The following is a 923-nucleotide window of genomic DNA, read 5'->3' on the forward strand; positions in this document are numbered from 1 at the left end:
CACGACCGGTCCTCGAACACCACCGCCACCGCGTCCGGTGTCCGAGCCACCTGCACAGCGAACGACTCCGGTATCGATACGCCGTCGTCGGTGGCCGCGTCTCGGGTGAGGATTGCCCGATTCGACCATGTCGTCAGCTGTGCTTGTTCGGATTCCCCGCGCAGCTCGATCGTCGACAACACTCGTCCCGGGTCGCCGGCGACGGCTTCCAGGACCCGCTGCAACCGGGCCACCAAACCCCGCACCGTCGCCGGATCGAACACATCGGTGCGGTACTCCACCGAGCCCGCGATCCCGGCCGGTTCGCCTGTCGCGGTGACACTTTCACCGATATGGAACGACAGATCCATCCGCGCGGACCGAGTATGCACCGGTATCACCGAGACCCGCACCCCACCCAGCGCCAGTGGCACTCCCGGATCGTTCTGCCACGCCAACAGCACCTGTACCAGCGGATGATGCGACTGGGACCGGACCGGATTCACCCGATCCACCAGCACCTCGAACGGCACATCCTGGTGCGCGAACACATCCAGGCTCCGCTCACGCACCCGCCCCAGCAACTCGGCGAAACCCGGATCACCGGCCACATCGACCCGCAACACCAGAGTGTTGACGAAGAAACCGACCAAATCATGCACTGCGGCGTCGGTACGACCAGCCACCGCCACCCCGACCGCGACATCGGTGCTGCCACTGACCTTCGACAACACCACCGACAACGCCGCCTGCACCACCATGAACACCGTCGCGTCGTGCTCCCGCGCGATCTGCCGCAACCGCTGCTGCAACCACACCGGCAACTCGAAGTCCACCTTGTCACCACTGCCGGTGGCCACCAACGGATACGGCCGATCAGCAGGAAGCTCCAACCGATCGGGCAACTCGGCCAGACCCCGCTCCCAGAATTCCAACTGCGCCGC

Annotated in this window: 1 protein-coding gene; it reads right to left on the bottom strand. The window is 65.5% G+C overall.

From position 1 onward, the window contains the following. A partial coding sequence (locus JK358_RS38755) for a condensation domain-containing protein (RefSeq protein WP_232852625.1) occupies positions 1 to 923 on the bottom strand: 923 nt, incomplete at both ends.

The organism is Nocardia acididurans (genome assembly GCF_016741815.1).
Taxonomy (GTDB): Bacteria; Actinomycetota; Actinomycetes; order Mycobacteriales; family Mycobacteriaceae; genus Nocardia; species Nocardia acididurans.